We start from the raw sequence: 26,349 nt of genomic DNA on the forward strand, positions 1-26,349 counted from the left end.
ACACCAAACTGATAAGATATGATGCCTCTTTCCCTGTCCGGTCAGGACCAGTCCGAAATTCTCGCCCTGCTGGAGCTCTACCGGGAGTGGGGGGTGGATTGCCTTCTGGATGAGACCCCGCCCCAAAGGCTCGATCGTCCCGCCTCGCTCACAGCACGACCGTCAGGACGCGCCGCTACCGGGGGTAATAGCCGCGCGGGTGACCGTGCGCATGGCGGCGCACAGGGCAGTGCTGCGCCGACGATCACAGCACGTGCCGCGCCGGTCGACCCTGAAACGGCGCGCCTGTGGGGTGTGGAGACCTTTCCGGAGTGCGGCCTGTCACGCACCGCCTCAACCAGTGTCCGGCCTCATATCGTGCCCGACGCGAAGCTGATGCTCATTGGCGATGCGCCCGACGCCGATGAAGACCGGTCGGGCGATGTGTTTGCCGGAGAGACTGGCAAATTGCTCGACATGATCCTGCCTAGCATCGGGCTTGAACGCCATGCGCTTTCGCAGGCACCTGCCCTTCCCTGGCGTCCGCCGGGCGGGCGTGCTGTCTCGACCATCGAAGGCCGAGAATGTCGTGCCCTGCTCAATGCGGTCATTGCTCGCGCTCGGCCGGAGCGACTGATTCTCCTTGGACCGACCCCTCTGCGCATTCTCGTTGATGAACAGGCGAGCGTGGCACGCTCACGAGGCGCGTGGATCACTTTGCGACTCGACAATGGCCATGACGTTCAGGCGCTCGTTCTGCAGCATCCCCAGCAGATGATTGCGAGTGCCCGTGCCCGCCGGGAGATGTGGAAAGACCTTGTTTTCATGGCAGAAAGCCTCGACGCTGCGGGCTGACACGGACAGTTGCAAAGCCTTAATAAAAAAAATTGATTTTTGCCCGGAAAAACGCGGTTTTTAGCCTGTATCCCTCTGGTAGAATTCAGCAAACAATCTTAGAATAGCGAACTCCTTTGGTGTGACCTTTCGGCCACTCTTGCTTTGACATGCAAGAGGGGCTACGAGCATCCCCACCATGCGAGGAATTTCTTATTTCGCGTCGAGTAATAGCGCCCGTGCTTTCATGCTGTGCGCGATGCTTGTGGCGGGAGCGACGTTCAACCCGCTTCGTGCCCAGGAAAGCAAACCGACGCTTAACCCTGCCGATCATGACAATGCCCAGAGCGAGGAAACGGCGTTTGCTACGCCGCGATCCTACACGCCTGGGGGTTCGAATGGTCTTCCCCATCCCCTTACCGCGTCAGATGCCGCGCTGCTGAAAGAGGCGTTCCGCGCCCAGCGTGCCGGTGATTTCGAGACCGCCATTGCCCGTTCCCGTGCTGCCCATGATGGCATCCTGATGGGTGACCTTCTGGCGGAGCGCTATCTCAACCCAGCCTATCACCCACAGCCGGTACAACTGCGCCTGTGGCTCAAGACCTTTTCAAGCCTTGCCGATGCAGGTGCCATACAGAACCTGCTGGTCTCACTTAGCCCCAAGGGCAGCGTGACCCTGCAGAATTTCCCAACGTCTCTTGCCCCTTCGGATACCGCGTCAAACGCAACGACAGGGACGACAGACCCGCTTTCTCACCTTCTCAACCGTAATCCCCTGCTGGACCGTACCGTGAGCGAGCGTGTTTCGTGGGGGCTCAAGGGCGGTCAGAGCGCTGTCAAACTTATCGATTCCACCCCAGGCATGACGCCGCTCTATGCGGCGCAGCTCAAGGCAGAAGTCGCTCTGGGCATGTTGAGTGCCGGTGAAACCGGGTTTGCCCTGCAAACGGCCCGAAAAGGGTTTGCCCAGAGCGAAAGCCAGCTTGGCTATGCCGGTTACGTGGCTGGCCTTGCCGCCTGGCGTCAGGGCGAACTGAGCGATGCGGCCCAGCTTTTCGAGCAGGCCTCACGCGCTCGGACGACCAATAACGACATTCGCGCTGCCAGCGCCTACTGGGCGGCTCGTGTGCATCGTCATCTGCCGGGCCCTGCCACTCTGGCAACGTCGTGGTTGCAGCGCGCGGCGGCTGAACCCGGCACATTCTATGGCATCCTGGCGAGACAATCCCTTGGGCTGCATCATGCTGGCAAGATCGCTGCCAGCACAGAGGACGCCACGGCAGGAAATGCCACGGCGCTTCAGTCAGATGAGACCGCGCTCCAGAATCCGATCCCGGTGATGGGTGAAATCGATATCGATGCCGTAGCCGCCACGCCGCAGGGACCGCGCTTGTTCGCCCTGCTTCAGATTGGCGAAACAGCCCGTGCGGAAGCCCTGCTGCGCCGTATGTGGCCCGACATCGTTTCCGATACCGCACTCTGTCATTCCGTGCAGCTGGTTGCCGCTGCGGCCGGCCTGCATGACTTGTCAGAGCAGATTGCCACCATCCTTGGCTCACGCGACGGGCGTCCGGCCCATCTGGCCGGGTTCCCCACCCCGCAGCTTTCGCCACGTCATGGTTTCAAGATGGACCCGGCGCTCGTCTATGCCCTGACGCGTCTGGAATCGAATTTCGATCCGAAGGCGTCATCGAGTGCCGGCGCACATGGCCTGATGCAGATCCGCCCCCTGACGGCGAGCTTTGTGAGCGGGCCCAAACCTGCTCTCGACTCCCACGGCGTCGCAATCATCAACGTCCCCGCCGATATGGTCGGTCGCCTGCACAACCCGGCGGTCAATCTCGAAATCGGCCAGCTTTACGTTCAGTATCTGGCTGGCCTTTCAGAGCGTTCCGACACAGCACCCAAGGGAGGCGATCTGATCCACACCCTTGCCTCCTACAATGCCGGGCCGGGTGCGATCGCGCGCTGGGAAAGCGGCACGCCTCACGAGGCAGAGCTGGCCCATGATCCACTTCTCTTCATGGAGCTTCTCCCCAACGGCGAGACGCGTGACTACGTCCATCACGCTTTTACCTATCTTTGGATTTATGCCGACAAGCTCGGCCTGCCCGCGCCGTCGCTCCATGCTCTGGCCCACGCCCAGTGGCCAGCCTTCGCCGAGGAACAGGAAATCGCCAGCGCGCGGCCAGTGACCTATCACTGAAGGTCTCAGGTCGTCAGGCGTCGCCTGACCTCCACGACTTGATGCCTGCCTCAGACAGGCAAGCGGCTCATGATGAGGGCGATGCCGGAATACGGTGTCGCCCTCAGTCTTTTCCCAACGTTTCCATTCTGATGATCCGCGCCCCAAGCGTCTCGAGAAAGAGGCTGTCATGGGACGAGAGCAGGATACAGGCCGATCGCGCTGTTTCTGCCAGCAGCATCATCAGATAATCGCGTGAGGCTGCATCGAGCCCGTTGCCCGGCTCATCCATCAATAATAGCTGCGGTGTGCCTATAAAAGCCGAAGCGATGAGCATCTTACGCCGCGTTCCGAGCGACAGCGCGTCATAGCGCTTGTCGAGATGCGGCGTGAGACCGAACCCCTCGATCAGATCCGGCGAGACATCGGGCGCCTTGCGTGCCCAGGCACACAGGGCCATGAGGTCGCGCCCGGTCATGAACGGATAGACCGCCCCTTCGTCCGGGACATAGGCAAGGCATGATTTGGCTGCGACGGACTGGCGAGCGAGGTCATGTCCCGCGATCATCACCCGGCCCTTCTGCAGTTTTGCGACCCCGGACAAACCACGAAGCAGGGTTGATTTCCCCGTGCCGTTGCCGCCCCAGAGCCCATGCAGACCCACACCCAGTGCGAAGGTCACCGAAGAGAATACGGGCCGTCCCTTATAGGCCATCTCCAGGTCGGTGCAGAGCAGTCTATCGGTCATGCGAAAGCCCCAAAGAGGATGACTGAAATCCACAGCGCGGAAAGGGCGAGCGCAGGCATGGGCCGCCAGCGTGGATCGATCTGGATGGTCGCTCTCAACGCCGAAATCAGGAGCAGATAGGAGGCGAGCACGAGGAGCGCGCCCAGCAGCGAGATCAGTCCATGCAGCACGAGAGGCAGCAGACAAAGCAGCCCCGGGATCACAAACAAACCCACTACGAGGCCAATATCGCTTCTGACCCAGAAGAACCGCGGGAGAGGCAAGGCCAGACAGAATCCCGAGGCCTGCTCATGCGCTTCGGCAAGCGCAGCGAAAGGCACCAGACTGCCTTGCGCGATGAGCCCCATGGCTACGATCTCGACGGGCATGGAGCGGGAATCGTAATCAAAGCCATGCAGAAGCGCCCATAGGGCAACCGGCAGGACCCAGACGATCAGCATCACACCGGGCGTTGTGTTACCGCGCTCGATACAGCACCGTATCTGTAGACGCAGGATCGGGTTCAGGCGGCTCAGCCCTTTGAGGGAAAACGTTGAGATCCGGCGTGCGTACCGCGCGGCGCCGTTCCAGTCCCCCAGACGCGCACTCAGGCGCAGGCCTGCCCCGGCAATGAGAACTGGCAAGGCGAGCATCGACAGGGCGGCGCCAGACGCCGCCATACCACACACCATCGCGAGTGCCGCATCGGCCATTAGGACGAAGAGCACCAGAACTGGCGCAGCTTCGATACGAGCGGCCTGCACCATGATGGTCAGCCCCGTAAAAACCAGGCCTCTCATTATATAGAGTAGAACAACCATCGAGGCCTTCAGACCGATCAGCGCAAGGCCGACCGGCAGGGGCAGCAGCAGGGGGAGATCGAGCAGGAAGGCAAGCCCTGCGGCAATCGCCAGACGCTCGCTCAGTGTGATGGGCAGGCTGTCCAGATAGCCGCGAAAGGGTCCGCCACGCAGGATCGGCCGCAGCCCCTCCACCCAGAGCAGGGCGCTGATCTGCGCAAAAGCCATTGCCCCGAGATGCAGGCCGATTGCCTTCGGAAAAACTCCCGGCGTGGCGAACAGCAAAACCAAGAAATGCGCCGCCCGCACCAATAGGGCGACGATTGGCAGGGCCGGGGAAAGGAAAACAATGACAAGCAGCCCGAGCCAGCGCTGCATGAGACGCGTCTTGCCCGCATGCAGCAGGTAACGCAGTCTCAGGCGGAAGAAGGCAGAAAGGCTGCAAGGGGCAACAGCCATGCGCGTCGGAAGGGATTTCGCCGAATGGGAAGAGGACGGTGTCGCGTGCTCTGTCGTCACGTTCTTCCCTCACGCCATCCAGAGGCCAGAGCGCTAGACTGAACCTCAGTTTTCAGCCAGGACCTGTCGGCTTGCGCGCACCTTGGTCACCCGGCGCTGCTCCATTTCAACCACCTCGAACAGCCAGCCCGCAAAAACCACCTTGTCGCCCTTGGCGGGAACGCGACGCAGCAGAGCGAGTATGGCCCCGGCCAACGTATGATAGCTGCCCGCAGCCGGCAGATCGGGCAGATCCAGCACCGAGCGCACCTCATCGGCAGGCATGAAACCATCGAGCACATATTCGTCGCGCTGCTGCGGATTCTCACGCTCGGTCTTGTTCTTCTCAGCGCTTTCATCGCCCACGATCGCCTCGAAGATATCAGACGGTGTCACGATGCCCTCGAATGAGCCGTATTCATCCAGCACGAAGGCAATGCCGAGACGCTCGCCACGCATCCGCTCGATCATGTCCTGTGCCGTGAGGCTATCGGGTACAACGATGGGCTGGCGCAGGGCCGCTTCAATGGAAATCGGCAGTCCCTGAAGCAGACGATCCATCAGGTCCTTGGCCAGCACCACACCCACAGGATGATCCACATCGCCCTCGCAGACGAGAATACGTGTGTAGGTGGACTGGCGTAGCTTCACGATCAGTGCATCGCGGCTTGCGTGCCGGTCGACCCAGAACAACTCGTTACGCGGGGTCATGATGGCACGCACAGGACGATCAGCCAGACGAAGCAGGCGCTCGATCATGATGCGCTCTTCGGTCTCCAGCACTCCGGCCTGGGCACCTTCTGCCAGAATGGCGCGCAACTCTTCCTCGGTAATGGCGGCACGGGTCAGGCCGCCCACCCCGAATACGCGCAGCACGAGATTCGATGTGCCGCTCAGCAGGGCCACAATCGGACGTGAAATGGTGAGCAGGGCAGAAAGGATGAAGGAAAGTCTTGCCGCCATTTTTTCGGGCTGCTGAAGCGCCAGTTGCTTGGGCACGAGTTCGCCAAACACGAGCATGGCGAAGGTAATGGCCATCACCACAATGCCAATCGACAATTCATTGGCGAAGGGCCGCAGCATGTCGCTGCGTCGTATCAGCAGGGCCAGATCCTCTTCAATCTGGCTGCCGCCGAAGGCACCTTCAAGAATCGAGACGAGCGTCATGCCGATCTGCACGGTGGGCAGAAAAGCATGGGGCTCATCAGCCAGACGCAACGCCCGCTCTGCGCCACGCACCCCACGCTTGACCAGCGCCGCAAGCCGCGGCCGCTTGGCCGAGATCAGCGCCATTTCACCCATGGCGAAAATGCTGTTCAGGGCAATGAGAAGACAGATGACCAGAATGGGGGTGAGCATGGGGCCCTTCGTTCAGAAAAAAGAAAAGGCGGACATACATAGCGTATGTCCGCCCCCTTAGGATAAGGCGCTCATGCCTGTCTTGACCAGTATGCAGGGCATGGTTGCCCTGCCCTGCAGAGACCGGTCCGGACGCAACGCCCGTTAGTCAGCGGCGTCAGCAACCTCGACCGGCTTTTCCTCGGCCTTGTGGACGCGCACACGCGGGCCACGGGCCGGCTTGCGGGATTCGAGCAGGGTTACCTGCTCGGCCACCTGAGCCTCGTACTTGTATTCCGCCGGGCGCTGCTTCTCGAGCGAGATCTCGGGGACCATCGGCTTTTCGGTCTCAGGGCCGAACAGCGCAACCTTCGCGATGTGCCAGGGGCGCTTGACCGCATCCATGACGGCTGTGGACTCGTAGCCTGAATGAACCATGCAATCGGCGCATTTTTCGTAAGCGCCGGTGCCGTACTGTTCCCAGGCCGTATCGTCCATCAATTCCTTGAACGTCTTGGCATAGCCTTCGCCCAGCAGGTAGCAGGGACGCTGCCAGCCAAACACGGTACGAAGGGGCTTGCCCCAGGGCGTGCAGTGATAGTTCTCGTTGCCAGCCAGGAAGTTCAGGAAGAGCGGCGACTGCGTGAAGCGCCACTTCTTGCCCTTGCCCAGACGGAAGATGTCACGGAAGAGCTGCTTGGTCTTCTGGCGATTCAGGAAGTGCTCCTGATCGGGCGCACGCTCATAGGCGTAGCCCGGTGCCGTCATGACGCCATCAACGCCAAGCGCCATGACCTCATCGAAGAACCGTGCCACGCGCTCGGGCTGCGCACCGTCAAACAGCGTGCAGTTGATCGAAACGCGGAAGCCGCGCTCCTTCGCCTTGCGGATGGCTGCGACCGCGCGCTCGTACACGCCTTCCTGGCAGACGGACGAGTCGTGCATCGCCTTGTCGCCATCGAGATGGATATCCCACGAGAAGAACGGGTTCGGCTCGTAATCATCGAGCTTCTTCTCAAGCAGAAGGCCGTTCGTGCAGAGATAGACGTATTTCTTGCGCGCCGTCAGACCCTTGACGATCTCGGGCATCTCCTTGTGCAGGAGAGGCTCACCGCCGGCGATGGCGATGACGGGGGCGTCGGCTTCGGCGTCGGCATCCAGACATTCCTGCAGGCTAAGGCGCTGGTTCAGGATCTGGGCCGGATAATCGATCTTGCCGCAGCCCGCGCAAGCAAGGTTGCAGCGAAACAGGGGTTCGAGCATCAGAACGAGCGGATAGCGCTTGCGACCCAGAAGATGCTGCTTGACCACATAGCGCCCGACACGGACGGCCTGCATCAATGGAACGGCCATGTAACTCTATGCTCCTACACCAGGTGACAGGCTCTGGCAGCGCGGAAAAGCGCCATGACCCTGCCACTCAGACGTCATACGTTGAGACCCGTTGGCGTTGAGACCCGCCGGTTCTTGTGGATCCGAGAAAAAGACACCGGGATAATGACAGGCGTGCCAGACCCGATACAAGACCCGAAACGAGACGAACGGGATGATAAAACGTGGGCTATACACCGTCCCGTGGTCGCATCTCAACATCTGCGACGTTTCATTGCACAGGCTGTGTCATTTTGGCGACATCGAAGCGTAATGACTAACCAAATTTTAAGCTGAAACAAGTTGCACAACACCAAACGATGCGCTCATTCCCACCCATCGTTACTGGAGAAGAGTGAGAAGATTGCACTTTTCGACATTATGTCGGACATATGCCCACGTGGTCAGGCATCTGATGACTTGTAATTGATATGAGCCATCCCAGTTTTCCGACTACGGATCCAGATATATGTCGATCCCGCCGAACGGGCCCGTCGTACGGGAAAGATTTTGAGGACGCAGCATGACACAGCTTTCCAGCATAACGATCAAAGCCGCCTCCGCCGGGCGCCGAAAAGGAGCTGCGTCCCGTTACGCGGCCCTCGGTGTTCTGGCCCTTCTCTCGGCACCGGTCGCCTCTGCTGCGCTGATCACGCCTGCTCTTGCCCAGACGGCGGCACCATCATCGGCAGCCATCGCGCCAATCAACGATCTTTATGCGGTGCTCGGCCAGATCCAGACCACATCGAGCGGCTCCAACGAGGCGCGGGCGCAGATCATGGCCCCCGTTATCGATAGGGTTTTCGACCTGTCGACTGTCCTGCACAACTCGATCGGCATGCGCTATATCACCCTCTCGGCCGATGAGCAGACGAAGCTTCTTGCTGCTTTTCGTCAGTTCACCATCGCGCGCTATGTGTCGAGCTTCAAAAAGGGTGGCAGCGCCAAGTTCACCGTCAGCCCGACCACGCGCCCAGCGCCCAGCGGCGGCAGCACCCTTGTCAACACCACCATTGGTGACGGCTCCGATACGGCCACAGCCATCAACTATGTCATGATGCCTTCAGGCGGCGGCTATCGCATTGTCGATATCCTGCTGAATGGTCACATCAGCCAGGTTGCGGCCCAGCGTGCCGATTTCAGCTCGACCCTTGCCCGTGGCGGTGCCGATGCCCTGGTGACTCTGCTGAACCGCAAAACCGCAAAGTTCATGAACAACTAAGATGCGCTGCCGGTCACCCGAGATGAAAAGTCCCGTCAGGGGCAGAGGTGTCGCGTGACCCACGCCCTGAACTGGGCCGGCGCTCTCACAGTGCTGGGCTATGCCTCGGCCGGTCTCGCCCTGGCAGGCTGCACCCAATCCGTTATCGGCGCCGGGCTGCTCGCGGCCTTTCGTCGCAACGAACGCAACATCCTTCAGCAAACGCCTGTCGACTCAAGTGCACAGGCACCAGTGACGGTGCTCAAGCCCCTCCACGGGGACGAGCCGCTGCTTGAGGAAGCGCTGCGCAGCTTTTGCGAACAGGATTACGCCCAGTACCAGATCGTCTTTGGCGTTCAGCGCGGTGATGACCCTGCGATTGCCATCGTGCGTCGCCTTCAACAGGATTACCCTGACCTTGATCTGGACCTTGTGATTGATGGCACCACGCATGGGGCCAACCGCAAGATTGCCAATCTGATCAACATGTTTCCCGCAGCCAGACACGACATTCTGGTCGTGTCAGACTCGGACATTCATGTTCAGCGCAGTTATCTGCGCGATGTCGTTCAGACCCTTTCGGCACCAAAGATCGGGCTGGTCACCACACTCTATGCCGGTCTGGCCGCAACACGCAGCGTAGTGCGTCAATTTGCCGCCAGTCAGATCAACCATAATTTCATGCCGGGCGTCATGATGTCGCGCCTTCTGGGACGACAGGATTGCCTGGGCGCCACCATGGCCTTTACCCGGGCGACGCTTGATCGCATTGGCGGTCTGCAAGCACTGGCAGACCATGTGGCTGACGATGCCGTTCTTGGCCAGCTTGTCCGCGCTCACGGTCAGAAAATCGCGCTTGCTCCATGCCTGACATGGACAACGGTGGCCGAAGCCTCGGCACGCGACATGATCGATCATGAATTGCGTTGGGGCCGTACGGTCAAGAATGTCGAGCCCGTCGGCTATGGATTATCCGCCATCCAGCTTCCCCTGTTCTGGGCAAGCGTCACGCTGGCCTGTTTTCAGGCCACGGTGTGGGCAGAAATGTTTTTTCTGGCCGTCTGGATGATCCGCAGCGCCACAGCGTTTTTTATTGATCGGCTGGTGGGGCAATCAAGCCCGGCTGTCTATGCCCTCTTCCCCCTGCGTGAATGGCTCTCCGCTAGCATCATGGTGGGCAGTGCGCGGGGGCAAAAAGTGGAATGGCGCGGTCAGACGCTTCACATACGTCGCACTGTTCCCGTGACCCCACCCGTACAACCTGTCGAACCCGGCGATTAGACTTTTTACTGTTTCCGCCCCATATGCAGGGGCATTCGTCAGGCAATTCTGATTTTTCACTCCCACGGGATCTTACGACCCGACCGTTATTACCGAGGAAGCCTTCATCATGATGCGCACGCTGTTCCTTCAGCCCCCCTCCTTTGATGGTTTCGATGGCGGCGCCGGGTCGCGCTATCAGGCCAAGCGCGAAATCCGTTCCTTCTGGTTCCCGACCTGGCTGGCCCAGCCTGCTGCCATGGTCGAGGGCTCGCGCCTGATCGATGCCCCCCCGGCCGGTATGGGCATGGAGCCGATCCTCAAGGACGTGATGAATCGCGACCTGGTGGTGATGCACACCTCAACCCCGTCTTTCGCTTCCGACGTCCGCGTGGCGCAGATGCTTAAAGATGCCAACCCCAAGCTGATGATCGGCATGGTCGGTGCCAAGGTTGCCGTGCAGCCGGACGAGTCGATGGCCAAGGGCAGCCCGATCGATTTCGTAGCGCGCAACGAGTTCGACTTCACAATCAAGGAAATTGCCGAAGGCCGCGACCTGAAGGACGTAGACGGCATCACCTGGCGCAACAAGGATGGCGAGATCATCGCCAATCGTGACCGCGCCATGATCGAGGACATGGACTCCCTCCCCTTCGTGACGGAAGTCTACAAGCGCGACCTGAAGATCGAGGACTACTTCATCGGGTATCTGATGCACCCGTACATCTCGATCTATACGGGCCGTGGCTGCAAATCGCGCTGCACCTTCTGCCTGTGGCCGCAGACGGTGGGTGGCCATCGCTACCGCACGCGCAGCCCCGAGCACGTGGCTGCCGAAATCCGCCTTGCCAAGCAGTATTTCCCGCAGGTGAAGGAGTTCATGTTCGATGACGACACCTTCACCGATGACCTGCCCCGTGCAGAGGCCATTGCGCGTGAAATGGGCAAGCTTGGCGTCACCTGGTCGTGCAACGCCAAGGCGAACGTGCCCTATGAAACGCTCAAGATCATGAAGGAAAACGGGCTTCGCCTGCTTCTGGTCGGCTATGAAAGCGGCAACCAGCAGATCCTTCACAACATCAAGAAGGGTATGCGCGTTGAAGTGGCGCGCGAGTTCACCAAGAACTGCCACAAGCTGGGCATCAAGATCCACGGCACCTTCATCGTCGGCCTGCCTGGCGAGACGAAGGAGACCATTCAGGAAACCATCCAGTTCGCCCGCGAGATCAACCCGCACACGCTGCAGGTTTCGCTGGCAGCCCCCTATCCCGGCACCGCACTGCACAAGCAGGCCACCGAGAATGGCTGGTTCAACGAAGCTGAAGCCGAACTGATCGACGAGAATGGCGTGCAGATTGCCCCGCTGCACTACCCGCATCTGTCGCACACCGAGATCTTCAACTCGGTTGAGGAATTCTATCGCAAGTTCTACTTCCGCGCGCCGAAGATCGCCTCGATCGTCAACGAGATGGTCCGCAGCCCGCAGATGATGAAGCGTCGCCTCCGTGAAGGCGTGGAGTTCTTCCAGTTCCTCAAGGGCCGCAACGCCGCCTGATCACTCAGGCGTCGTTTACTCCCATGCGTCGTCTGATTATCTCGGCCGATGATTTCGGCCTGAGTGAAGAGGTCAACGAGGCCATCGAGATCGCCCATCGTGACGGGTTGCTCTCGACGGCCAGCCTCATGGTTTCCGGCCCGGCCAGTATGGATGCCGTGCGCCGGGCCAGGCGCTTGCCCAATCTGCGGGTCGGGCTGCATCTGGTGGTGATCGAGGGCGATACCGCCCTGCCCGGTGCCACCATACCGGCCATCGCCACCCCTGATGACCGTTTCGGCACGAGTCAGCTCGGCCTTGGCGTCTCCTATTTCTTCCGTCCTGCCGCGCGCAGGGCGCTGTCGCGCGAGATCGAGGCCCAGTTTCGGGCTTTTCTGGCGTCAGGGCTCACCCTCGATCATGCCAATGCCCACAAGCACATGCATCTGCATCCGACCGTGGGGCGGCTTCTGATCGAGACCGGGCAGCATTACGGCCTTCGCCATGTCCGGACACCCTGCGAGCCTCCGGCGCCACTGGCAGCGGCAGAAACATATTTCGATTCACTGGGTGCTGCGGCCCTGCGACGCTGGTGCAATGTCTTGCGCCATCAGATTGCCCACGCCGGAATGACCACCAACGATCATTGCTTCGGACTGGCATGGAGCGGACAGATGCGCGCCGGGCGCGTGGCGGGGCTGATCCCGCATCTGCCCGAGGGACTGTCAGAACTCTATTTTCATCCGGCCCTGAGCCAGAATGACCTGCTGCACAGCCTCATGCCGGATTACGACCAGAGCGGCGAGTTCGATGCCCTTGTGAGCCCAGAGCTTCGTCAGGCTGTGCACTCAGCCAATATCAGGCTGAGTGACTGGTCAGGACAGACACTCAACGCGGCCTGAACCGGTCGCGTCTGCGCCAGAACGGGCTGCTGTGCCCGCCTTACCGACCGCCCCTTCCACAAAGCCGGTTCGGCTCCCCGGAAAGGGCGGGACGTTTCAGAGGGCGGAATCCACCCAGGCCTTCAGGGCGCTCTTGGGCAGGGCGCCGGTCTTCTGGGCGACAACTTCACCATTCTTGAAGACCATGAGCGTCGGGATGCTGCGAACGCCAAAGCGCGTCGGGGCCTCAGGGTTCTCGTCGATGTTGATCTTGGCAACCGTCAGACGGCCCTTGTACTCACCACCGATCTCGTCGAGCGCAGGGGCGATCATCTTGCAGGGGCCGCACCATTCTGCCCAGAAATCGACCAGCACGGGGCCTTCGGCCTGCAGCACGTCCTTGTCAAACCCGCTGTCGCTGACAGCAACGGTGTTCTCGCTCATCTTGTTCTCCATTACAGCTGCGAGCCATTACAGGCCCACCTGAATGGGACATATCAGCAGTTCGGCCGCAGCCTTCAAGAGCTAGTGAAGGCTCAGACGCAGCATTTGGAGAAACACAAACCTTCGGCAGACGTTTTATCCAATAACGTCATAACGTTACTGGAGATTTTCTCTTGGCCAAACAATCTGCTTTTCAAAAGCTCTGGGTGGGGATGCTCTGCAGCACCAGCGTCCTTGCCGCTATCCCGTCCGCCATGGCGCAGCCAGCACCAACCCAGCCCTTCGCCCCGCTCAGCGCCCCGGCGACCCACCGGATTCTGCCTGGCAAGATCGTCTTCTCGATGCTGGTGACCCCTGATCTGACCAAGGCACAGGTGTTTTACTCCCGGCTTTTTGGCTGGAGCTTCCGTGCCGTCGGTGATGGCAAGACGCCGCGGGTCGAGATCCTGTCAGGTACTCAGCCCATAGGTACGATGGTGGCCCACACCCTGCGCCATCCTGACCGCGATACCCCATTCTGGATGCCTTTCATCTCGACCTCCGATACTGCGACAGTGGCACGTGTGACGCGGCAGCAGGGAGGCAAGGTGCTTTTCGGGCCGCGCCAGATTGATGGTCTTGGCCAGACGGTGATCGTTTCCGACCCGCAGCATGGCATTTACGCAGCGCTCAGCGCCCTGGCGGGCGATCCCGCCGACCAGCCCGGAAGCCCTGCGCTCAACAGCTGGTCCTGGGCCACATTGTTGGCCCCGAACCCCGGACAGGAGGCGGGATATTACCAGCTTCTGTTCAATTACAAGGTCATGGCAGCACCTGAAGCCGATAACGGGAGCCATTACATCATCGCCTCACAGGACAAGGAACGCGCGAGCCTCAACACCCTGCCCGATGGTGTGACGCAGAAGGACCGTGCCCGGTGGGTACAGTTTGTCCAGGTTCAGGACACGGCGGATGCCGCCAACCGGGCAACTGCGCTAGGGGGGCAGGTCATCGTACCGCCCCATGTCGATCGGGATGGCGCCATCGTCGCTATCCTGGCCGATCCGTCCGGTGCCGTATTCGGCGTCATCGAGGCCCAGAAAGACATGCTGGAAATGGGAGCTCCCCAATGAAGAAACGCTCTGCCTGTTTTGCTCTTCTGGCCATTTGCACCCTCGGCCTGAGCGGCTGCGGCTACGATGATTATTACGGTGGCGATTATTACGGCTATCCGGGCGGCTGGAACCGTCAGGGCTGGAACAATGGCTACTCGGTCGGCCCGCATTATACTGGCCGTGGCTGGGGCGGACCCGGCTATCGCCGCAATTATGACCGTCGCGACAACCGTCACGACAACAATCGGGATCGTCGGGACAACCACCGTAATGACTGGCGCCGTCATTAACCGGGTCTGAAATCCATCACCCTCCCGTGCTGAGGATCAGGCTGCCCAAGCCCCTGTCCCCCCTCAGCACGGACGGCCCCCTCATGATGAGGCGTGTGGGGGAATGAAGCTGATAGTGGGGCCTTCGGTCCATACTAGCGCCATGACGAGCTCATGATCGGGGTAGATCTGCTTCAGCACCGCGCCATAGGCTTCCATCTGCCGTCGATAGGCGGCGGGTATCGCCTGACCGGGCCGAGGCGGGTTCTGCCCCGTCTTGTAATCGCACAGCATGATCTGACTGTCGCTCACGCAGAGGCGATCCACTTGCCCCAGCACCACCTGACCGAAAGCCACGCCGGTAACCGGCTGCTCCGAAAGACTGCCCGGGCCGAAAAGCGGCGCAAGCGCCTTGTCGGTGAGTATGGCCAGCACCTGCCCGACAAGACGCGTCACATCGTCAGGCAACAGATCATGCGACGGATGAGAGAGCCAGGCATGGGCCAGATCCCGCCATTCCGCTTCCGGCCTGTCAGGCAACCACTGCAGCAGGCGATGAACCAGTGTGCCGCGATCGATCGCACGGGCCCGCCTGTTTTCACGCCCGGCCACCAGCCTGAGGGGCGAAAGGGCGGGCGGCGCGGCGCCATACTGCGCATTATCGGGGCGGCTCGGAGCCAGGGGGCGGGTCAGAGGTGATTCCTGGGGGGCAGCCAAAGCATGCCATTCCGGTGCCTGACCGAAAATGGCCGGCATGGCGTCCGGCACGACCGGTGAGACCGCTTTGGCCTGACGGGCCTGTTCGGCAGGGGCCGCCTCAATGATCAGGGTCTCCCCCTCCCAACCGCCCTCAAACGGTGCGGGAACGGCAGCGAGCGACTGGAACCCGGCCTCACATAATGCATACCATGACGTTTCCGCAGGCTTCTTCCTTGGCTCCCAACCGCACACCACCAGCCAGTCACTGGCGCGTGTCAGCGCCACATAAAGCAGTCGATTACGTTCGGCCTGGGCTGCGGCCTTCTCCTCAGCCTTGAGCCTGTCACCCAGATCAGATGCCAGCTCCTTGCCGGGCATCCAGACTGGCAGATCAAGGCCGTTCTGATGTGTCCAGAGCAGCTTTTTCTCACCCTGCACATCACCGGTCATATCAGGCAGCACCACCAGACGGGCCTGCAACCCCTTGGAGCCATGCACCGTCATAATGCGTACGGCATCGATCTCGGCCTCCGCTTCACGCTTGACGGTCAGGCTGCTTGACGCCAGCCAGTGCAGAAAGCCCTGCATGGACGGGGCGTGCAGCGCCTCAAAGCGCAAGGCGGCGGAAAGCAGATCATCAAGCGGTTCGGCGGCTTCAGGACCAAGACGGGCGAGAGCCCTTGCCCGCCCCTCATGACGGCCCAGCGCATCGGCGAGAATCTGATAGGGCGTGGCAAAATCGATTCGGGTCTGTAGCGCTGACAGACGCTCCCAGGCGCTCTGCCATTCCGGACGTTCACGATGGCGCTCCCGCAGGGCTGTCCAGAGCGGTATCTCACCTCGCTCCATCGCCAGATCCATCAGCGAATGGTCACTGACACCCCCGAATGGGGAGGTCAGCACGGCAGCCAGGGTGAGATTGTCCTGAGGCAGAAGCAAAGCATGACAGAGCGCCATCATATCCTGCACCGCCAGCGAGTCCGTCAGCCCGACCCCGACAAGTGTGGCAACCTCCACCCCCTGCCCCTTGAGGGCACGGATCAGGGCACGCAGAAAGGAGGAGCGACGTGGCACCAGAACCAACACCTCACCGGCCCGCAACGGTGTCTGACCGGGCTGGGGTGGTTTGCCAATCTGGGCAGCAATCCACTGGGCAAGATGATCGGCCAGCTTCTGGGGTGCGCGGCTTTGCCCCGCATTGCCTGTCGGCGCGGCCCAGGGGTCGTCGATACCGTCCTTCTCATCTTTTGGCACGAGCGGCCACAGCTCGACGCGCCCCCCCTGACCGGGGCGGGCAGAGCGATGGGGCGGCAGGGTATCGCGCCCCGGCTCGCGCAATCCGTCTGCGGCGAGTGGGTTGGTAAAGACGGCATCGACCAGATCGAGAACCGGGGCAACCGAGCGAAACGAGACCCCGATTTCGGGCGTACGCCATTCCTGCGCGGCACCGATGACCATGTCACGAAAGCGGTCGCGCGCACGGAACAATCCCTGTGGATCGGCCCCCTGGAAGGCATAGATGGACTGCTTGAAGTCACCCACGGCAAAAACCGTTCGGGGCCGCCCTTCCATGTCGCGGGCGCTTTCACCCACGAAGAATTCCTCGATCAGGGCTGTGGCAATTTCCCATTGCGCGGCAGACGTATCCTGCACTTCGTCCAGCAGCAGGTGGTCAAGTCCGCCATCGAGCTTGTAGAGCACCCATGATGCGCCCGGGTCGCGCAGCAGATCGCGGGTGCTGGCAATCAGATCGTCATAATCGACCAGCCCACGGAGCGTCTTGTCCTGTGCGTAGCGTTCGAGCGTGGGGGCCGCTAGCGCAAAGAGGGCCAGATTGAGCGCGATCAGACGCTGGACAGCAATGCGGCGCCCCAGCGCAATCTGCCGCTCGGCCTCGCGGGTAAACGCCTCCATGATATGGGGGCGATCCCGGTTGATGGCGGCGGGCACGAAGCCCTTAGCGGCACGGGGGGTACCGGTACCGGTGACGAAAACCGCATACCAGTCCTCTGCATCCCGTTCCTGCGGTGTGCGGGACAGGGCATCCAGCATCCGGCCCAGCATAGCCTGCATGGTCGGTGTACCGAGGGGGAGAGCCTCCTGGGCGCAACGCCGCAGCGTCGCCTCGTCAGGCGAAACCGTGCGCTGGGCCAGAAGGTCGTCAAGACTTTCCTCACCAGCATCAAAAGCGCGCCGATAGGCCCGCTCGATGCGCCCCGGCTCGATCTGCCATCGGGCAAAACTCTGACGCAGCCGCGCCGCACGCCCCTGAAGCGCCCTGATACGATCGAGATAGTCTTCAAGCCCGACCTGCCCGGCCAGCAGGGAGAGCCTTTCTTCCATAACGGGGTCACGGGCGGCGCGTGAGAGCGTCTGCTCGATGGCATTGGCCAGAGCGAGACCGGAATCCGTCTCTTCCATCAGGGTGAAATGCGGGTTGATCGCAGCTTCAAGCGGGAAACGACGCAGCAATGACTGACAGAAAGCGTGGATTGTGCCGATCTTCATGCCGCCGGGCAGATCAAGCACCCGCACGAAAAGCGCGCGTGCCGCCTGACGCGTCTCAGGGGAGACGGGTACGCTCAGCGCATGCAATTCACCATCGAGTGCCGCATCGGGTAGCGACACCCAGCGCCCGAGGCGGGACTGCAGCCGATTGGCCATTTCGGCGGCCGCCGCCCGCGTGAAAGTTAGACACTGAATGCGGGCAGGGTCACAGCCGGGCAGAAGCACGGGGGAGCCTGTTTGCGGGTCGGGTACCAGAACAGGCAGCATGAGCCGCAACAGGCGGTCGATCAGCAGCTTCGTCTTGCCACTGCCTGCCGAGGCCGAGACAAAAACCGAAGCCAGCGGGTCGGACGCCAGACGCTGGATGTCATTGGCCGATGCAATAATCTGGGCATTGCCTGGTGGAGTATTATGCGCCAGGGCGTTACTTGCCGGGATCTGGCTCATTCTCCGCCCTCCTCGCGCGCCGCACTCCATTCCGACACACGCGCCAAATGGGCGTAATCGCTGTAGCGCGGCACATAATCCGGGTGCGGGTGTGAGCGATACGCTGTTGCCGGGTTATCGAAAGCCTCGATACGTCGGCGCAACCTGTCGAGGGATGTCTCGACCAGATCGGCGAGATCCTCCGGTTTGCGCGGTACCGAGAGCTCCTCACCGCGGTTCCGGTCGCCGGTCAGCCGCCAGTAAAGCAGAGAGGCTGTCTCGGCGGGCGGCAGGCCGGCAAAACCACCAAGGCGCAGCATGGCGGCTTCCAGCACAAGTTGCGAGCTCCACCCGGCTTCCACATCGCTCACCTTTGGCAGGCTGCCTGTCTTGTAATCGATGATGGTCGCCCGCCCGTCAGATCCGATCTCGATCCGGTCCGCGCGTGCATTGAGTTTGAAGGGTGCATAGGGCGGCGTCAGGGTCAGGGTGCCTTTCTGCTCCGTACTGATCCGGGCCGGTTTCTCTCGCCCGGCCTCACGCTCGCAAACCCAATCGGCAATACGCATCAGGCGCGGGCGCCACCAGGCTGCAAGAGCTGGCCGAAGGTCTCGCCCCTCCATCGCCTTGAGCAACGCTGCATGAAGCGCCCCGCCCCCGTTTTGCCCTGCGGCCAGCCAGGCATCGATACCGTCATGCACCACCACACCGATATCCGAGCGGTCCGCTGCCTCTTCCAGAGCAGGCAGGGCTCTCAGGCCCAGCACATGACGGGCATAGATGGCGTAAGGGTCGCGCAACCACAGATCGATTTCCGTTACCGAAAGCCGCCTTGGCCTGCGGGCCACAGGCGGGCGCGGTTCAGGCGGCGGCACCGGACGGGCTGCCCCTTGTGGCTGGTCCAGACGGGCCTGCCAGAAAAGGGCCGGATGGCTGGGCAGGTTTTGCACGCGTCCTTCAAGCAGGGCATCGAGACGCACAAGCCAACGTGCCGGAACGGCAGGTGCCCCGTCGCGTCGCGATGCGCTCGACAGGACAATTTCCTCACCCGACAGGAACGCTGTGGTGAAATCATGCGCGGCCGTGCCCACCAGTCGTTCTGGCGAAGGCAGGCCTGCGCGCGTGCGCATCGGGCGGCTGAGCCACGGGCCGGGATCGGTGGCAGGCGGCCATATCCCCTCATTGAGCCCACCCAGAATGACAAGATTGGCAAATTGCAACCGGGCCTCAAGCACACCCAGTATCGAGACCCGGGGGTGAAGGGCTTCGCCATCGCGCCCCTGCAACACACGCTGGCCAAACACCATCTGCCCCGCCATCGAGGCGAGCAGGAAGGCAGGCATGCCCGCCAGACCCTGCGGCGGCAGAACGGCACCATGAGTCATCAGGCTGGCGACATGGCGCGACAGGGCGTGGCCCTCTGCCCCAAGCCAGAGGCGCTCTTCACCCGGCTGATCCTGTGTCGTGGCGAGCGCCTCTGCCGCACGAACGAGCAAGGTGAGCAGATCCGGCAAGGGAAGATCCCCACATTCCAGAAGGGGCGACATCGCTTCCGAAAGCCGTTCCAGAAAATCCGATAGTGGCTCGACCTGATCGGGGCTGTCTGCCGTCTCTGCCGCGCTCTGGTCCTGCTTTTGCAGCGCAAGGCGCAGTCCGGCCATGCCGGGTGGTGGCGCAGGACCGCGCAACACCAGTCGCTCGAGGCGACGCGCCGTGGCACGACAATTGCCCGGTGTGCTGCCCAACGCGACAAGCGGATGCTTGAGCAGCGCCAGCAGGGCAACGGGGGCCAGATTGGCGACAGCCGCTTCAGCCACAAGCCGCAGCAGGATGGAAGTGGGCGTGAGTGCCAGCGCCTCACCTGCGCTGTCATCCGCGACAATACCGTAACGCAGCAGTTCCGTTGCCACGCGGCGCGCCAGAGCGCGGTCAGGCGTTACCAGTGAAGCCGTCCGACCGGGAGTCTCGACCGCATGACGCAGGATCATGGCGAGACTGGCGGCCTCCTGCTGCTGGTCATCAGCATCGACACGCGTGATGCCGGCCAGTGGCAGGGGGGTCGTGCTTTCTCCCCAGGCCGAAAGGCCTTCCATCGGGCGCATGAACAGGCTGGTCAGGGCGGCACGCGCCTGAAGGGCCTGTGCGGCGGCCTTGTCCGCATTGGGCGGGAGGTCATCCCAGAGCGCGATGGTTTCACGGGAAACACCCAGATCGCTGACGAGACGTCGGAATCCGGATTGCGGATGGCTCTCCGGCAATGTGTCCCACAGCGTTTCCGGCAGATCGAGATCCACACCGGGCAGAATGACACAGCCCTGGGGCGCATCGAGCACCGCACGCAGGATGGCACAGACGGCAAACATGCCATCGGTGAATCCGACAGCCCAGAGCGGCCCCTGAGGCGGGGCATCGCGCCAGCGCGCCGCCTGCGCCTGCAGGACCGCCACCTGTCGTGCGACAGGGTTCATCAACCCGGTTTCCTGCAACCATTGCGGCCAGGCCTCGGTGACGATGTGCAGAAACTGCAGCGTTTTATGCCAGTGATCGGCAAAGCGTGGCTCGGCGGCATCGGGCAGACGCTCGCGCAGATCGACACCAACGCGCTCGGCATCATCCATCAGCTCTGCAAGGGCAGAAGCCAGCGGCCAGGCCTGCTCGAGCGTCAGGTCAGCGCTGAATACGCCTTTAGCCTGAAGCACCAGCGCTGCCAGAACCGACAGGCGGCGCAGCTTGTCCACCGCAGGCGGGAAGGAGAACGCCTCGGCTCCCGAAAGCGCCAGATCCTCCTCGTTCACATCACCAACCGGCACGATGCGGGGTAGTAGTGCTGCCTTGCCATCCAGAGAGCGCAAAAACGCCTCGGTGAGATTACGGGCGGCGCGTCGGCTCGGCACGAGAATAAGCGCATTATCGGCCTCCTGCCGCGCCGGTCCGGCCAGCCAGCGACGCGCCACATCGTCGAGAAAGGAGCGATCAGGTGGAATCGTCGCCAGTGTCACAGCCGGTCGTCCCACCCCGTGACCCGCGCCAGCCTCTCCGTTTCTCCCGGCCCCGGCAAAAGGGTCAGGTGCAAGGCATGCGAAGGAAGCTCGTCACCCGCGCGCTCGGGCCACTCCACCAGCATGATTCCTTCCTGAACCTCGTCCCATCCCAGTTCGAACAGGGCATCAGGTCCGTCCAGCCGCCAGAGGTCGAAATGCGCCACGGTGGCCTTGGGCAGTTCATAAATCTGCACCAGAGAGAATGTGGGGCTCGGTACCTCGAGCGAAGGATCATCCGCCAGCGCACGCAAGAACGCTCGGGCAAAGACGCTCTTGCCCATACCCATCTCACCATGAAGCGCGATCACATCCCCCGGCCGCGACAACTTTGCCAGACGGATGGCAAGAGCTTCGGTGGCAGACTGGTCAGAGAGGTCGAGTTCGATCATGGGCGTAATCTAGAACTGCGCTGAGGGAATGAGTAGAGGCTGTGAGAGGTCGAAACACGCCCAACCCGCATCGCTTTGTATCACAACAATCTATAACTATAAGGCCTCAGGATAGCGACCTATACAAACTGACAGACGAGCAGATGACCCGTTTGAAGTTGTTTTTTCCAAAGAGCCAGGGCAGGCCACGCGTTGATGATCGACGCGTGTTGAGCGGGATCATCTTCGTAAACCGCAACGGACTGCGCTGGCGGAATGCACCTCGGGAATATGGGCCACCCAAAACGCTCTACAATCGCTGGAAGCGCTGGAGTGCTGCCGGGGTTTTCGCCCGCATGATGAACGGCTTGGTTGCTGGCAGGTCAGACGATCATGATCGATGCGACCTATCTGAAGGCGCACCGCACGGCCTCCAGCCTGCGGGTTAAAAAGGGGATGCGAGCCGCCTGATCGGGCTTACAAAAGGTGGCATGAACACAAAATTGCACGCGGTTACCGACAGGAATGGCCAGCTGCTCAGCTTCTTCATGACGGCAGGCCCAATCAGCGACTACACAGGCGCCGCGGCCTTGCTGGACAGTCTCCCTGCAGCGGAATGGCTTCTGGCCGATCGCAGCTACGACACCGACTGGTTCAAAGACGGACTAGAGGAAAAAGGGGTCAGACCCTGCATTCCAGGGCTGAGATCCCGCACGACGCCCATGAGTTACAACAAACGCAAATACTGGCACCGCGTCGCCACGCGCTACGACAGATGCCCAACCGGGTTCTTTTCGGCCGTCTGCCTCGCCGCAACCGTCATATTCTGGTATGAATCCTGAATTTAAGGATACGAAGTACGATAAGTAGGCGGAACATCGGCCACTATGATCAGCGATCATGCACACCTTGGAACAATATAGCGCATCTAACGATTAAACCGCATGGCCGACAGTATGTCGGAACTCGAAGGAACACGAACGTGCTCGTACCGAGACTTTAAATCTATCCCCTTGCTTTTTAAAATTCAGCTTCATCCGCGAGCATCCTGGCATTAGATTTTGACGCCAATCGGCAGAGACTGGATAAGCCAAACAGCTTCTGTTAGGTTCGGACATTGATTTCCGTCGACACAATCGATCCCGCCGGTGAGATTGACGCGGCCAGACAATCTCAGCAAATTGGTCGATCAGCCTAGGCACCTGTCACGTAGAATCGAGGGCCACGATAAGAACTGCACTTCGATGAAAGAATAAGCATGAGCAGAATGGAAAAATTGCTACTCCCATTTGGGAGATATGGCATGATATTGATTTTCTTGATGATTCTCCTATTGGTATATGGATCGGTAGTTACATCAGACTACGCCTTTTCCGATGATTATTCTGTCTTGTTTGATGCCGCAGTACATGATCTTACTGCCACTAGCACAATGCTCGTGCAAGGAGGTAGACCCCTCTATGCTCCATTTAATTACATCTTCGTTTTCATGACTAATTTGTCCGACTATGGATGGATTAGATTATTTTCTATCATAGGTATATCTGCACTCGCTTCGCTTATCTATAGACATCTAAAAACTACACTTGAAATATCAAATACTCTCGCCTTAACGGGAGCTATTATCTGCGTACTAAACCCAGCATTTCAGGTCTACTCCGCGTGGACCATTGATGCTCCGTTTTCGTGGGCCGCATGCCTCTCCGGCCTAAGCTCGATGGCTCTCGCGCGAAATGGTCGAAATCCACGCATAGATTCGATTTTCTCTTATTGCATGTTGAGCATGTCCATGATGGTTTATCAACCGTCGGGGATGATGTTCTGGGCTTTCGCTGCAATAACGATGTGGGGTGCGCACAACACATCAGATATGTACAAGTTTTTTGCTAAATCATTTTGCGTAATGGCTTTAGCCTTAGTTACGGATTTTCTCGCGAGCAAAGCCCTCCCTAGGATATTGTTTTCGAATGTACCTTCTTTTGAGCGTTCGGCTATTACGCACGATATATACGGTAAACTAACATGGTTCCTAAGCGAAGTACTACCCAACGCACTACGTCTTTCATCAGTCGGCGACAATCCACTGATCCCTATGGCGTTTATCGCTCTGATCGTAATCGGTATTGTCTCGAAATACTATAAACATCCCCTTGCGATCCCCCTATATATTGCGCTTGTTCCCCTCTCATACACGCCCAATTTGATCGTAGCCGAGAACTGGCCAAGCTATCGGTCTCAAGTGGCTCTCTGCACGTTGATGGCGCTATACATATTTCTCTCGATTTGTCGTCTGACACGAGGGAGGAGATTTGAGATCCAGTCAGAAAAATTGATGGTTCTAGCCGTGGTCTATCTAGCATTCCTAGCACACAGAAACGTTCAAGAGCTGATAGTCAAACCTCAGGTTAAAGAATTGGCCCTCATAGAGAAATATCTCACGGACTACAAGACCGCTTCTGGCACAATACTTTCTGCTCGCTCAATATATTTCGTTCCTGCGAAGTGGGAAGATGCTCTCGTTACTCCCATGCTTCATGACGAATTTGGTCTGCCGTCTTCAGGTCAACCGTGGGCGCCAGCCGGTATGGTTTGGTCAGTACTGCGCGCAAAGCGACATCCCATCCCGGCGGGCCTTACGAACTTCAAAGTGGGACCACTTTCTCAAGCCCCATCATCAGTAGATACGTTGATAATCGATATGGGAAAGGCCATTCATACCGACTTTAAATAAACTAACACTGATGACCAAGCCACGATCGAAAATACACTTTCAATATATCAGGACAAATCACGGCGATGAACGCTTCTCTTTTTTGTATGGCTATCTTCAGTGTTACACTGAATGCTGTGGCACAGATTGCACTAAGAAAAACGATGTTAACGTTAGGCGCGTTGCCATCATCATTGATCACGGCATTTTCCTTCCTAACTAATCTCATCGGGAATTTTTGGTTTTTAGGCGGTATGCTTTGCTATGCAGTAAGTATTGGAGCATGGATGATCGTTCTAAGCAAGGCCGAAGTAAGCGCCGCATATCCCTTGCTGTCTATTGGCTACCTCATTACAGCTGCTATTGGTTATTTCTTTCTAGGAGAGCATGTGAACACGACCCGCCTTATCGGCATTGGTATCATATGTATCGGTATTGTCGTGATCTCAAGGAGCGCATAATCATGAGACATATCATCACCGGTGGATCTGGTTTTACCGGGAAAGTCTTGACAAGATTGCTTCTTAAAACCGGAAATACCGTTGTTCATTTCGACCAAAAGCCCGTGGCGGATGGTATCTTCAGGGAAAGAATCCAAACAGTCACAGGAGATATTCGAAACCGGGATGACGTGGAACGCCTCAATCTCGCCGCAGGGGATGTCATCTATCACCTCGCAGCGAGGCAATTTGCGAACGACGTTCCTAAACGTAACCGAGACGAGTGGTTCTCAGAGGTTAACGTCAATGGTACCCAAATTATCGTTGATGCCATGCAAAAGGCTGGCTCGAAGAAGCTCGTTTTTTTCTCGACTGACATGACTTATGGCAATCCTGGGATTTGCCCTATTCCCCCGGATTGCGAGCAGAAACCCCTTGGTCCCTACGGTAGAAGTAAGCTGTTGGCTGAAAAGATTCTGATGAACGCCGAAGGAATTAACGCGACCATCTTTCGACCACGGCTGATAACGGGCTCTGGACGCCTTGGAATTCTCGGAAAACTTTTCGGTCTGATCTATAGAGGTCTTCCTGTACCCATGATTGGGGATGGATCCAATCGGTATCAGATGGTCGGTGTGGATGACTGTGCGCGCGCTGCGATGCTCGCGGTGAGAAAAGGATGTCCACCCGGCCCATTCAATCTTGGGTCAAAGTCTCCGCCGACCACTTATGACCTTCTAACAGGTATTATAGCGCACGCTAAATCGCGTTCCAGACTCTTGCCTATACCCGCACCCGCTATAAAGGCCGTTCTATCTGCGATGGACCGTATCGGTGCCACCCTTTTGTATCCGGAGCAGTTCATGATCGCGGATGCCGACATCATGCTTGAGACCTCCGGTACAGTTGAACAACTCGGCTGGTCCCCTTCCCTCGACGACGTAAGCATGATGAATGCTGCGTACGACGCGTTCATCACCACTAGGCGCTGAATGTCGAAATCGACCAGCTGTATGAGGGTATAAATTTGCGTCTCAAAGATATAGTATACGAATGCAGACCGCATCAGTATCTTAAGAACTCCTTCGTCCTGATAGGACCAATGTTCTATGCCAAATGGGATCTAAGGATATTATGGCAAACTCTACTTGTCTTTGTTTCGTTCAGCGCAATGGCAAGTGCTGTGTATTGGCTGAATGATATATTCGACGTCAATTCAGACCGACTGCATCCAACGAAACGCCAGAGGCCAATTGCCGCGAAACGCATCTCAATCACTTTTGCATACAGGTTTGTCTTTATCCTATTCTCGACCAGCGTGCTCATCTCCTACACGGTAAGCTATTGGGCATTATCATTTATTATTGCGTATGCCACGATCAATATATTTTATTCTTTAAAGTGGAAGCATGTACCAGTTATCGACGTGTTCATAATTTCGTTTGGGTTTATGTTGCGAATACTAGCGGGTACAATGGGTCTAGGGATCACCACTTCATCTTGGCTGGTCTTGTGCGGCCTAATGCTCACTTTGTTTCTAGGCTTTTCCAAGAGGCAGGCCGAGCTTATGAGTATAAATGATCATCCAGATCGTACTAAGTTGTTGTCCCGTAAGGTGCTGGACGATTACTCACCTGCCATGATTGAACAATTTATGGCAATTAGCGCAGCATGCACTATAATATCCTATAGTCTATACACAGTATCTCAGGAAACCATAACAAAGCATCATACTAGCAATT

Annotated in this window: 20 protein-coding genes and 1 pseudogene; 13 read left to right on the forward strand and 8 right to left on the reverse strand. The window is 59.2% G+C overall.

Translation table 11 applies throughout. The annotated features are described in order from the left end of the window. Positions 1–18: 18 nt before the first annotated feature. The gene (locus P792_RS28805; protein ID WP_023978789.1) at positions 19–834 is read left to right on the forward strand and encodes a uracil-DNA glycosylase family protein; all 816 of its coding nucleotides are present in this window, start codon (positions 19–21) and stop codon (positions 832–834) included. 178 nt (positions 835–1,012) lie between these two features. Then, a complete protein-coding gene (locus P792_RS28810) occupies positions 1,013–3,019 on the forward strand; it encodes a transglycosylase SLT domain-containing protein (protein WP_023978790.1) in 2,007 nt (668 codons plus the stop codon). A 103-nt stretch (positions 3,020–3,122) separates the two neighbouring features. Here P792_RS28810 and P792_RS28815 read toward each other — a convergent pair whose 3' ends face one another. The 4 genes from P792_RS28815 to hpnH all read right to left on the reverse strand — a co-directional run bounded on the left by P792_RS28815 (position 3,123) and on the right by hpnH (position 7,714). Next, positions 3,123–3,746 (reverse strand): ATP-binding cassette domain-containing protein, encoded by a 624-nt coding sequence (locus P792_RS28815; RefSeq protein WP_081866720.1) that lies wholly within the window; start codon positions 3,744–3,746, stop codon positions 3,123–3,125. After that, positions 3,743–5,044: a hypothetical protein gene (locus P792_RS28820; protein ID WP_023978792.1), complete on the reverse strand. Its 1,302-nt coding sequence runs from the start codon at positions 5,042–5,044 to the stop codon at positions 3,743–3,745. The genes P792_RS28815 and P792_RS28820 overlap by 4 nt, the downstream gene beginning before the upstream one ends. Positions 5,045–5,089: 45 nt before the next feature. Beyond that, a complete protein-coding gene (locus P792_RS28825) occupies positions 5,090–6,382 on the reverse strand; it encodes a hemolysin family protein (protein WP_023978793.1) in 1,293 nt (430 codons plus the stop codon). Positions 6,383–6,526: 144 nt separating this feature from the next. After that, positions 6,527–7,714, reverse strand: a complete 1,188-nt coding sequence (gene hpnH, locus P792_RS28830) for an adenosyl-hopene transferase HpnH (RefSeq protein WP_023978794.1) — start codon at positions 7,712–7,714, stop codon at positions 6,527–6,529. A gap of 541 nt (positions 7,715–8,255) precedes the next feature. On the opposite strand from hpnH, the gene P792_RS28835 reads away from it, so the two are divergent. The 4 genes from P792_RS28835 to hpnK all read left to right on the forward strand — a co-directional run bounded on the left by P792_RS28835 (position 8,256) and on the right by hpnK (position 12,629). Then, positions 8,256–8,954: an ABC transporter substrate-binding protein gene (locus tag P792_RS28835; RefSeq protein ID WP_023978795.1), complete on the forward strand. Its 699-nt coding sequence runs from the start codon at positions 8,256–8,258 to the stop codon at positions 8,952–8,954. A 54-nt stretch (positions 8,955–9,008) separates the two neighbouring features. Then, complete coding sequence (gene hpnI, locus P792_RS28840; RefSeq protein WP_023978796.1) at positions 9,009–10,214, forward strand: bacteriohopanetetrol glucosamine biosynthesis glycosyltransferase HpnI; 1,206 nt, start codon at positions 9,009–9,011, stop codon at positions 10,212–10,214. Between the two features lie 109 nt (positions 10,215–10,323). After that, a complete protein-coding gene (gene hpnJ, locus P792_RS28845) occupies positions 10,324–11,748 on the forward strand; it encodes a hopanoid biosynthesis associated radical SAM protein HpnJ (protein WP_023978797.1) in 1,425 nt (474 codons plus the stop codon). 23 nt (positions 11,749–11,771) lie between these two features. Further along, a complete protein-coding gene (hpnK, locus tag P792_RS28850) occupies positions 11,772–12,629 on the forward strand; it encodes a hopanoid biosynthesis-associated protein HpnK (protein ID WP_023978798.1) in 858 nt (285 codons plus the stop codon). 96 nt (positions 12,630–12,725) lie between these two features. On the opposite strand, the gene trxA is transcribed toward hpnK, so the two are convergent. Further along, entirely contained in the window at positions 12,726–13,052 is a 327-nt protein-coding gene (trxA, locus tag P792_RS28855; RefSeq protein ID WP_031240847.1) for a thioredoxin TrxA, read from the reverse strand. Positions 13,053–13,225: 173 nt separating this feature from the next. Here trxA and P792_RS28860 point away from each other — a divergent pair, with 173 nt between their 5' ends. Continuing rightward, positions 13,226–14,164 (forward strand): VOC family protein, encoded by a 939-nt coding sequence (locus P792_RS28860; RefSeq protein WP_023978800.1) that lies wholly within the window; start codon positions 13,226–13,228, stop codon positions 14,162–14,164. Beyond that, positions 14,161–14,436 carry a hypothetical protein gene (locus P792_RS0119100; protein WP_023978801.1) on the forward strand — a complete coding sequence of 92 codons (276 nt, stop codon included), beginning with the start codon at positions 14,161–14,163 and terminating at the stop codon, positions 14,434–14,436. Before P792_RS28860 ends, P792_RS0119100 begins: the two co-directional genes overlap by 4 nt. Before the next feature lie 81 nt (positions 14,437–14,517). On the opposite strand, the gene addA is transcribed toward P792_RS0119100, so the two are convergent. The 3 genes from addA to tsaE are packed head-to-tail and all read right to left on the reverse strand — an operon-like array spanning position 14,518 to position 21,478. Continuing rightward, positions 14,518–18,069, reverse strand: a complete 3,552-nt coding sequence (gene addA, locus P792_RS28865) for a double-strand break repair helicase AddA (protein WP_023978802.1) — start codon at positions 18,067–18,069, stop codon at positions 14,518–14,520. After that, positions 18,066–21,047, reverse strand: coding sequence for a double-strand break repair protein AddB (gene addB, locus P792_RS28870; protein ID WP_031240854.1), 2,982 nt, complete (start codon positions 21,045–21,047; stop codon positions 18,066–18,068). Before addB ends, addA begins: the two co-directional genes overlap by 4 nt. Continuing rightward, a complete protein-coding gene (gene tsaE, locus P792_RS28875; protein WP_023978804.1) occupies positions 21,044–21,478 on the reverse strand; it encodes a tRNA (adenosine(37)-N6)-threonylcarbamoyltransferase complex ATPase subunit type 1 TsaE in 435 nt (144 codons plus the stop codon). The genes addB and tsaE overlap by 4 nt, the downstream gene beginning before the upstream one ends. A gap of 98 nt (positions 21,479–21,576) precedes the next feature. On the opposite strand from tsaE, the pseudogene P792_RS36605 reads away from it, so the two are divergent. From P792_RS36605 to P792_RS39675, 5 genes and pseudogenes are all read left to right on the forward strand, one after another. After that, positions 21,577–22,299: pseudogene (locus tag P792_RS36605) on the forward strand (IS5 family transposase). 947 nt (positions 22,300–23,246) lie between these two features. Next, on the forward strand, positions 23,247–24,188 hold the full coding sequence (locus P792_RS38000; RefSeq protein ID WP_200863474.1) for a hypothetical protein: 942 nt from the start codon (positions 23,247–23,249) through the stop codon (positions 24,186–24,188). Between the two features lie 65 nt (positions 24,189–24,253). Then, positions 24,254–24,628, forward strand: coding sequence for an EamA family transporter (locus P792_RS28895; RefSeq protein ID WP_023978808.1), 375 nt, complete (start codon positions 24,254–24,256; stop codon positions 24,626–24,628). Positions 24,629–24,630: 2 nt separating this feature from the next. Next, positions 24,631–25,599: an NAD(P)-dependent oxidoreductase gene (locus P792_RS28900; RefSeq protein WP_023978809.1), complete on the forward strand. Its 969-nt coding sequence runs from the start codon at positions 24,631–24,633 to the stop codon at positions 25,597–25,599. Between the two features lie 35 nt (positions 25,600–25,634). Further along, the coding region (locus P792_RS39675; RefSeq protein ID WP_031240856.1) for a UbiA family prenyltransferase at positions 25,635–26,349 on the forward strand (715 nt) is incomplete at its 3' end.

Source organism: Asaia sp. SF2.1, assembly GCF_000505765.1.
GTDB classification, from domain to species: Bacteria; Pseudomonadota; Alphaproteobacteria; order Acetobacterales; family Acetobacteraceae; genus Asaia; species Asaia bogorensis.

Coding starts and splice junctions, on each gene's coding strand:
- hpnK (WP_023978798.1), top strand. CDS start 11,772: ATGCGTCGTCTGATTATCTCGGCCGATGATTTCGGCCTGAGTGAAGAG.
- P792_RS28895 (WP_023978808.1), top strand. CDS start 24,254: ATGAACGCTTCTCTTTTTTGTATGGCTATCTTCAGTGTTACACTGAAT.
- P792_RS28810 (WP_023978790.1), top strand. CDS start 1,013: ATGCGAGGAATTTCTTATTTCGCGTCGAGTAATAGCGCCCGTGCTTTC.
- P792_RS0119100 (WP_023978801.1), top strand. CDS start 14,161: ATGAAGAAACGCTCTGCCTGTTTTGCTCTTCTGGCCATTTGCACCCTC.
- P792_RS28900 (WP_023978809.1), top strand. CDS start 24,631: ATGAGACATATCATCACCGGTGGATCTGGTTTTACCGGGAAAGTCTTG.
- P792_RS28815 (WP_081866720.1), bottom strand. CDS start 3,746: ATGACCGATAGACTGCTCTGCACCGACCTGGAGATGGCCTATAAGGGA.
- tsaE (WP_023978804.1), bottom strand. CDS start 21,478: ATGATCGAACTCGACCTCTCTGACCAGTCTGCCACCGAAGCTCTTGCC.
- trxA (WP_031240847.1), bottom strand. CDS start 13,052: ATGAGCGAGAACACCGTTGCTGTCAGCGACAGCGGGTTTGACAAGGAC.
- P792_RS38000 (WP_200863474.1), top strand. CDS start 23,247: ATGATGGTTTATCAACCGTCGGGGATGATGTTCTGGGCTTTCGCTGCA.
- hpnJ (WP_023978797.1), top strand. CDS start 10,324: ATGATGCGCACGCTGTTCCTTCAGCCCCCCTCCTTTGATGGTTTCGAT.
- addA (WP_023978802.1), bottom strand. CDS start 18,069: ATGAGCCAGATCCCGGCAAGTAACGCCCTGGCGCATAATACTCCACCA.
- P792_RS28835 (WP_023978795.1), top strand. CDS start 8,256: ATGACACAGCTTTCCAGCATAACGATCAAAGCCGCCTCCGCCGGGCGC.
- P792_RS28805 (WP_023978789.1), top strand. CDS start 19: ATGATGCCTCTTTCCCTGTCCGGTCAGGACCAGTCCGAAATTCTCGCC.
- hpnH (WP_023978794.1), bottom strand. CDS start 7,714: ATGGCCGTTCCATTGATGCAGGCCGTCCGTGTCGGGCGCTATGTGGTC.
- P792_RS28825 (WP_023978793.1), bottom strand. CDS start 6,382: ATGCTCACCCCCATTCTGGTCATCTGTCTTCTCATTGCCCTGAACAGC.